This is a genomic window from Pedobacter frigoris, assembly GCF_005116445.1.
Lineage (GTDB): Bacteria > Bacteroidota > Bacteroidia > Sphingobacteriales > Sphingobacteriaceae > Pedobacter > Pedobacter frigoris.
In genome coordinates this window covers 537,152-544,857 of record NZ_SWBQ01000004.1, presented here as the reverse complement: position 1 = coordinate 544,857, position 7,706 = coordinate 537,152, and the positions used below count along the sequence as shown (strand labels likewise).

Genomic DNA, 7,706 nt, shown 5'->3' with positions numbered 1-7,706 from the left:
TAGTCAGTCACCAGTTTAGAAATGTCCTTTGCCGCCCCAAGTATATAAGAAAGGTCTGCTGCTCCGTCTCCTCCGGGAGGAGTTGGCAGGGCCATAAAAATGATCTGGGCATCTTTGATTCCTGCAGCAAGATCTGTTGTGAAAGTCAGCCTGTCCTGTGCAATATTCCTGTGGAATAAAACATCAAGTCCTGGCTCATAAATAGGGATTTCTCCCTCTTGCATTTTCTGAACTTTGGCTGCATTCACATCCACACAAATCACGTTATTGCCTGTTTCAGCCAAACAAGTACCGGTAACTAAACCTACATATCCTGTTCCTATTACGGCTATTTTCATATATTGTAATTAAATTTCTAGTTAACTTTTTCCATCTTAACAGAATGATTCTTAAAGACAGATGCCACACAATTGGTGACTCTACTAAGATCTTTCTCTGATAAATTTGATCCCGAAGGAAGGCACAAACCATTATCAAACAGCGTTTCAGAAGTACCATCTCCATAAAATGGGGCATCTTGAAATATTGGCTGCATATGCATAGGCTTCCAAAGTGGTCTAGATTCAATATTTTCAGCTTCCAGTGCTAATCTTAAATCCTCTCTTGAAACCTCAGAATCTCGGTCAGTAAGAATGCAAGACAACCAGCGATTTGAATAATAACCCGCAGGTTCTTCCAGCAATCCGATTTGTTCATTACTTGAAAATGCACTTTTGTAGTATTCAAAATTATTTCTACGGTTCTGAATATGTTTATCCAAGACTTCCATTTGCCCACGACCAATACCAGCAACAATATTACTCATTCTGTAATTATAGCCAATATGGGTATGCTCATAATGAGGGGCATTATCTCGAGCCTGAGTTGCCAAAAAGACCGCCTTATCAGTATTTACCTTTTGCTTCGCTACTAAAGCCCCTCCGCCAGAAGTAGTTATTATTTTATTGCCATTGAAAGAAAGGCAGGCCATTTCCCCGAAAGTACCACAGTTTTGTCCATTAATATGAGATCCCAAAGCTTCAGCAGCGTCTTCTAAAACAGGAATTTCATACTTAGCGGCGATTGTCAATATCTCTTCCATTTTTGCAGGCATGCCATATAAATGGACAGGCAAAATTGCTTTCGGTTTTTTTCCTTTAGCTATACGATCCTTTATCGCTATTTCTAAATATTCAGGGGACATATTCCAAGTATCCGCCTCTGAGTCTATAAATATAGGTGTCGCACCCAAATAGGCTATTGGATTTGCAGAAGCTGAAAATGTCATACTCTGACAAATAACTTCATCTCCCGGACCCACACCTAAAAGAATCAAAGCTAAATGTAAAGCAGATGTCCCAGAACTTAAAGCTGCAACATGTACATTTTGATGTAAATATTTTTTCAAATCATGCTCAAATCCCATCACATTCGGGCCTAACGGAGCAACCCAATTAGTATCAAATGCTTCATTTACATACTTTTGTTCTCCGCCACCCATATGAGGCGAAGAAAGCCATATCTTATTGTTCATCGTGTCTTTTATTATATTTAATAATTCGTCCCGGGTTTCCTACAACAACTGCATAGTCTGGAATATCATTTATTATTACTGCACCAGCGCCTATAGTTGCCCATTTGCCAATTGTGATGCCTTGTATAATCGACGATCCTAATCCAATATGCGTACCTTCACCAACAGTTACATTACCCCCAAGTCCAGCTTGTGGAGAAACGTGCACATAATCACCTAAATGACAATCATGATCTATAGAGGCGTTTGTATTTATTATAGCGTATTTACCAATAGTTGCATGTGCGTTAATAGTTGCATTAGCCATAATAACGGTACCAAAATTAATCGAAGCACTGGAAGATACTACACTTGATTTATGAATCGCAACACCCTTATTATTCGAAAGTTGTTCACCAAGCTTCTTCCTAATACCGTTATTACCTATAGCTATGATAGCTTCATTAGGAATAATTTTTTCCATAAAAGATTTGAAATTTCCATTTACAGGATACCCCATAAATTCAATTAAATCAGGATTTTCATCCCAAATTCCTTCTATCTTAAAGTTGGATTCCAGTATGATTTCAACTATCACCTTTGCATGTCCACCAGCTCCTATTATGTGCATTAATTTCTTGTAAATTTTTCCATTGTCACTGAACTTCCTGAAGAAATACCTTCTTTGATCAATACTTTTTTTATGGTTAATAATATTATCTTCAAATCTAGCCAAAAACTTAGATTCTCAACATAATAAATATCAAGTTTAAACTTTTGATCCCAGCTAATTGCATTACGTCCATTAATTTGTGCCCAGCCAGTAATTCCTGGCTTTACCTCATGTCTCCTAATTTGTTCCTTGGAATAAAGTTGTAAATATTCTGGCAGTAATGGACGCGGGCCTATGAGACTCATCTCACCTTTAATAACATTAAATAGTTGAGGAATTTCATCCAAAGAGGTTCTTCTTACAAAAGCTCCAATTTTTGTTAAACGAACAACATCCGGCATTAATTCACCATTTTTGCCTCGTTTGTCATTCATAGTCTTAAATTTTATTATTTTAAACATATGATTATTCTTTCCTGGTCTTATTTGAAAGAAAAATGGCTTTCCTTGGTTAACAATTGTCAACAATAAAAGAACTAAAAAAAAAACAGGTAATAATATAATAAATCCAACTAACGCAAAAAAGAAATCTATTAGTCGCTTTACAAAAATCTTATACATTGAATTTTTCAATTATTTTATTGTATGAATTTGAAACATGATAGTTGTCAATCATAAATTGATTTGCCTTAAGTCCCATATCCTTTAATAAATTAAGGTTTGACATCAATTTATTCAAATTGGAATTAAACTTCGCTAAGTCCCCACTCTCACACCAAAGGCCGAAACCATTTTCTTCCATAATCATGCCAATATCCGTAGCAGTATCAGTGGCTGCTAGAACCGGCATATAGGCCTCCATATAAGACAAAAGTCTGGACGGATAATTAGGAATTGTAAAGCGTTTGTCTAAAAAAATTAAACCAACATCACAAGCACCGAGTAACTCATCATATTGTTTTTTTGGTAAGCCTTTTAAAAGCGCTACATTTTTAGGAAGCGTTTCATTATTCCAATTTTCTAACAAGTGATACTGAGTACCTGAACCAACGACTACAAAAAAAATATCAGCCTTTTCTAAATTTGATTTCAAAATATCTAATAGAAAAGAAATACCTTGAGGAACGCCTAAATTTCCCCCATAAATAAACACGGTACTGTCTATAGGGATGTTATAAAATTTTCTAATATCGGCTTTGTTTACATTTTCTATGATATTAGCAGGTAAAAGACTATTAGGATTTACCTCGACAACGTCGCTTTTTAAATAGGGATTATTTTGAAGGACAAATTTAACATTTGCCGGAGACATACAGCCAATATGATCAGAAACTCGATAAAGTTTACTCTCTTTATATTTAAAATATCGATGTAATACCCCTCCTTTTCTAATAAAGCCAAGATCTACAGCGTTTTGTGGAAAAATATCTTTTAGAAGCAGGTAGGATTTTGCATTACTTTTTTGCTTGATATAACTAACAATATTAGTAAAGGTAATCGGAGGAGTAGAATATATGATTAAATCGAATTTAATGTCTGAAAAATACTTTTTTATCCCAGAAAGAAATTGCCTCTCTAACAATAAGGTTCCAATTCCTTTCTCAAGTAAATTTGTTTTTTGAATATTTAGCGTTCTAATTTTTAAAACATGGATCCCATGTGAAACATTTAACCGGGTCGATTCTTGGTAACGTCTCTCGTTGGGGCAAGCTATATAAACTTCATGCGACTGATCTCTGAAATAACACATTAGATCGTTGTAAATGCCTCTTTCCGAAACATCATCAATTCTAACTATAGTCAAAAAAAGAATTTTCATTATTTAATCCCTTTCGCCCCAAACTACTCTTTTGATATAATCAACATAGCTAATAATAATACGAACCATCTTATCTGAGACATTTGGCATAGAATAATCCGCTACCTTTCTGAAATTTCTTTCAGTACCTCTTTTCTGGTAAGTAAGTTGAACGAGAGCTTGCATAATGCGCTCCGGATTCATACCTACCATCATTACTGATGCTTCTTCCATCGCTTCTGGCCTCTCATGTGCATCCCGTAAATTTAATGCTGGAAAATTAAGAGTTGAAGACTCTTCAGATATTGTACCACTATCTGACAATACAGCATAAGACCGCATTTGTAAAGCATTGTAATCATTGAACCCCATAGGCTTTAAAAATTGAACTTCTGGCCTCATTTCAATTTTTTTCGATTCGATCATATTTCTTGTCCTTGGGTGTGTACTAACAATAATAGGATAGCCATACTTTTCGGCAATGAGATTTAGACTCTTCATCAAATTGGTAAAGTTTTTCTCACTACTGATATTTTCCTCTCTATGAGAGGAAATTACAAAATATTTTTGTTCTTCAAGATTCAGCCGTTCCAGTATATTAGAACCCTCGATCTGAGTCATATAGTGACTCAATACCTCAAACATTGGAGAGCCTGTTTTAATAATTCTATCCGCCGGTAATCCCTCTCGCAAAAGATATTCCCTTGCTATGTCACTATAAGTCAAATTTACATCTGAAATATGATCTACAATTTTTCTATTAGTTTCTTCGGGAACTCGCTGATCAAAGCAACGGTTTCCGGCTTCCATGTGAAATATTGGTATATGACGTTTTTTTGCTGGAATTGCACATAAACAAGAGTTGGTATCGCCCAATACCAAAAATGCATCGGGCTGTTCAGATTCCAATAAAGGATCTATCTTAATTAAAATTTGCCCCACGGTTTCAGTAGCACTTTTACCCGCGGCATTTAAGAAAAAATCTGGTTTACGTATAGAAAGATCATCAAAGAAAATCTGATTTAATTCATAATCATAGTTCTGACCAGTATGCACAATAATATGGTCTATTGCGTCAGAAGCATCCAAAGCAGCCATCACTCTCGCCAATCGAATAATTTCGGGGCGGGTACCCACAACTGTCATCACCTTTAATTTCTCTTTCATAATATTAGTATCGTGTATTAAATCTAAACATTTTCAAAATAGGTATCGGGATCATCTGGATCGAAAAACTCGTTTATCCAGAAGTTCGTATAGAGTTCTTCTTTTCCGATATTTTTGATATTATGCGTATACCAAATTGGCATATCTACATAAGCGGGCTCATTGCCATCCAAATAGAAATCCAGGACTTCATCTGTACCAATACGTCTCAATTGAATTAGAGCCTTGCCCTTAATTACAGCAAAACGCTCAATTTTTCGTGTATGATAATGATTTCCCCTCGTAATTCCAGCTACAGTAGTAGAAAATGAAACTTGACCACCTGCTTTCAGGCGTATGATTTCTACAAATGCCCCTCTAGGATCTGTGTGTTTAACCAGTTTCACTGGGTTGTGAGACTTGATATCTATATAGCATCGGAAGGTATTAAACAAATTAAGTGCAAATGAACTCTTTAATTCGGGAATGATCCCCGCTAGAAAATATTCTTCTTTATATTGCTCTAATAATGCTAATATCTCTGAGACCTTATTAACAGAAGTATGGGGGATTATAAATAGCGGGTTACCCAATTTACTTCTCACCTCACCCAAGATAACTTCAATCAATTCATTGACGTAAATCAATTTAACTTCGCCGTCAACTTCAATTTTTGGCTGTTCCCCATGCGTAAGCTGGTGTGAGAAAGTTGCAATGAATGAATTGTAATAAGGATGACCAAAAGGTCCAAAAACATTTGGTATAACTAATCCTGTAAATGTCCCTCCAGTTAAGGTTGCCCACCGGATTAAAAGTTCTCTTCCCTCCTTTTTACTTTTGCCATATAGATTATCCCGCTCTTCTTGTGACGAAGAAGAGAAAAGAACATGTGCTTTGCTCGATGTTTTTTCAAGCGCATCTATTAGCTGTTTTACCAAACCTATATTGGTTTGATAAAGTACCTCAGGATCGTCATGCCTATTCATTGCTGCAAGATGAACGATTACATCACATTGACCCACAAATAATTCAAGGCTTTCTTTATTTTTAAAAAAGTCAATATGATACGAAACTCTCTCAAATTCATCAGGGAATAAACCAAGTGTGTTAAATAAATGTTGTCCGACAAAGCCTTCCTGGCCTGTTATGCCTATTCTTATTTTACTCATTATAAAGGGTTATTTCCAATTGACAAAATAATCAATAGGATATTGATAATTATCGTTAACGGCCGCCTGTATATTGGCATCCGCATATACTACGACTTTAGAATCATTTTCTAATGCCCTAAAAGCACTTGCATAACCAACAGGCACATGTATAACCATCGGTTGTTGGTCTGTGAGTTCATATGTTTCTATTTTTTGATTAGGATCTGGATTTTCAAAATCGTCAATTTTCACAAGGTTGATCTCAAATCCTCCTTTGACAACATAAAACCAACGTTGTTCCAATTTATGTGCCCTCCATCCTCTTTTTATATGTTTATTGGGATGGTTGATCATATACATTCTCTTAATCAACGACATGTCAAATTCATTAATATAATCCATTATGCCCCGATTGTCTATATGTCGCCCACCCTTGATAACCATGATATTTTCATTCATTTTATCCCGGATATTGAACAGCAGTTAAATCACCGAAAATTTCTTTTTTTATTAGAGGAAGATTTGACAACAACCTTTTCATTCCCTCAACTCCCTGTTGCTCGGTATTATGAGAATGGTAATCATCTATTTTAGAAATATCCGTTTCCCCTTCAGAGAAATATTGAGCGTAATTTAAATCGCGGTTATCTGCAGGGATACGGTAAAAATCGCCCATATCTTGAGCTTTAACCATTTCTTCGCGAGTACACAATGTCTCGTATAATTTCTCGCCGTGCCGTGTACCTATAATTTTAATCTCATTATCTGCTTTACACAGCTGTTTAAGTGCTTCTGCTAAGTCTCCGATTGTACCCGCCGGAGCCTTATTTACGAAAAGATCTCCCGGATTAGCATGTTCAAATGCAAATAACACCAGATCAACAGCATCCTCCAATGACATCAAAAATCGGGTCATATTAGGATCTGTAATCGTCAAAGGCTGCCCAGATTGGATTTGTTTTAAAAATAAAGGAATCACGGAACCTCTGGACGCCATCACATTCCCATAACGTGTAAGGCATACAGTTGTGTGTTCTAAATTCCTTGAGGCTGCGATGGCGACCTTTTCCATCAATGCTTTTGATATACCCATTGCATTAATTGGATAAGCAGCTTTATCTGTACTTAAGCATATGACCTTATTGACCTTATTTGCAACCGCAGCGTCTATTACATTCTGTGTCCCAAATACATTTGTCTTAGTGGCTTCAATAGGGAAAAATTCACATGAAGGTACTTGCTTTAGAGCAGCGGCATGAAAAACATAATCCACGCCCTTCATCGCTCGTTCTACACTATTATAATCCCTAACATCGCCAATATAGAACTTCAACTTATCATTTTTAAGTTGATTTCTCATATCATCCTGTTTCTTCTCGTCTCTGGAAAAAATCCGGATTTCTTTAAAATGATCCGTATATAAAAATCTATTTAAAACTGCATTTCCAAATGATCCAGTTCCACCAGTAATCAATAAAGTCTTATTTAAAAACATTCTCTATATTTT

At 35.9% G+C, this 7,706-nt stretch carries 9 protein-coding genes; all 9 read right to left on the bottom strand.

Annotation, left to right across the window (positions count from 1 at the left end):
• Positions 1 to 338, bottom strand: a 338-nt coding sequence (locus FA047_RS16130) for a 2-dehydropantoate 2-reductase N-terminal domain-containing protein (RefSeq protein ID WP_136837103.1), incomplete at its 3' end; no start/stop codon positions are given.
• A gap of 17 nt (positions 339 to 355) precedes the next feature.
• Entirely contained in the window at positions 356 to 1,513 is a 1,158-nt protein-coding gene (locus FA047_RS16125; protein WP_136837102.1) for a DegT/DnrJ/EryC1/StrS family aminotransferase, read from the bottom strand.
• Positions 1,503 to 2,123, bottom strand: coding sequence for an acetyltransferase (locus tag FA047_RS16120; protein ID WP_136837101.1), 621 nt, complete (start codon positions 2,121 to 2,123; stop codon positions 1,503 to 1,505). The genes FA047_RS16125 and FA047_RS16120 overlap by 11 nt, the downstream gene beginning before the upstream one ends.
• Positions 2,123 to 2,725: a sugar transferase gene (locus FA047_RS16115; protein ID WP_136837100.1), complete on the bottom strand. Its 603-nt coding sequence runs from the start codon at positions 2,723 to 2,725 to the stop codon at positions 2,123 to 2,125. The genes FA047_RS16120 and FA047_RS16115 overlap by 1 nt, the downstream gene beginning before the upstream one ends.
• Positions 2,718 to 3,923, bottom strand: a complete 1,206-nt coding sequence (locus FA047_RS16110) for a glycosyltransferase family 4 protein (protein WP_136837099.1) — start codon at positions 3,921 to 3,923, stop codon at positions 2,718 to 2,720. The genes FA047_RS16115 and FA047_RS16110 overlap by 8 nt, the downstream gene beginning before the upstream one ends.
• 3 nt (positions 3,924 to 3,926) lie before the next feature.
• Complete coding sequence (wecB, locus tag FA047_RS16105; protein ID WP_136837098.1) at positions 3,927 to 5,069, bottom strand: non-hydrolyzing UDP-N-acetylglucosamine 2-epimerase; 1,143 nt, start codon at positions 5,067 to 5,069, stop codon at positions 3,927 to 3,929.
• 23 nt (positions 5,070 to 5,092) lie between these two features.
• Positions 5,093 to 6,217 (bottom strand): polysaccharide biosynthesis C-terminal domain-containing protein, encoded by a 1,125-nt coding sequence (locus tag FA047_RS16100; protein WP_136837097.1) that lies wholly within the window; start codon positions 6,215 to 6,217, stop codon positions 5,093 to 5,095.
• A 9-nt stretch (positions 6,218 to 6,226) separates the two neighbouring features.
• The gene (locus tag FA047_RS16095) at positions 6,227 to 6,658 is read right to left on the bottom strand and encodes a WxcM-like domain-containing protein (RefSeq protein ID WP_136837096.1); all 432 of its coding nucleotides are present in this window, start codon (positions 6,656 to 6,658) and stop codon (positions 6,227 to 6,229) included.
• Between the two features lies 1 nt (position 6,659).
• Positions 6,660 to 7,694: a polysaccharide biosynthesis protein gene (locus tag FA047_RS16090; protein ID WP_136837095.1), complete on the bottom strand. Its 1,035-nt coding sequence runs from the start codon at positions 7,692 to 7,694 to the stop codon at positions 6,660 to 6,662.
• Positions 7,695 to 7,706 lie beyond the last annotated feature (12 nt).

Bases quoted from the DNA above. Each gene is read 5' to 3' on its own strand.
- FA047_RS16095 (WP_136837096.1), bottom strand. From the start codon at position 6,658: ATGAATGAAAATATCATGGTTATCAAGGGTGGGCGACATATAGACAAT.
- FA047_RS16120 (WP_136837101.1), bottom strand. From the start codon at position 2,123: ATGCACATAATAGGAGCTGGTGGACATGCAAAGGTGATAGTTGAAATC.
- FA047_RS16100 (WP_136837097.1), bottom strand. From the start codon at position 6,217: ATGAGTAAAATAAGAATAGGCATAACAGGCCAGGAAGGCTTTGTCGGA.
- FA047_RS16110 (WP_136837099.1), bottom strand. From the start codon at position 3,923: ATGAAAATTCTTTTTTTGACTATAGTTAGAATTGATGATGTTTCGGAA.
- FA047_RS16115 (WP_136837100.1), bottom strand. From the start codon at position 2,725: ATGTATAAGATTTTTGTAAAGCGACTAATAGATTTCTTTTTTGCGTTA.
- FA047_RS16125 (WP_136837102.1), bottom strand. From the start codon at position 1,513: ATGAACAATAAGATATGGCTTTCTTCGCCTCATATGGGTGGCGGAGAA.
- wecB (WP_136837098.1), bottom strand. From the start codon at position 5,069: ATGAAAGAGAAATTAAAGGTGATGACAGTTGTGGGTACCCGCCCCGAA.
- FA047_RS16090 (WP_136837095.1), bottom strand. From the start codon at position 7,694: ATGTTTTTAAATAAGACTTTATTGATTACTGGTGGAACTGGATCATTT.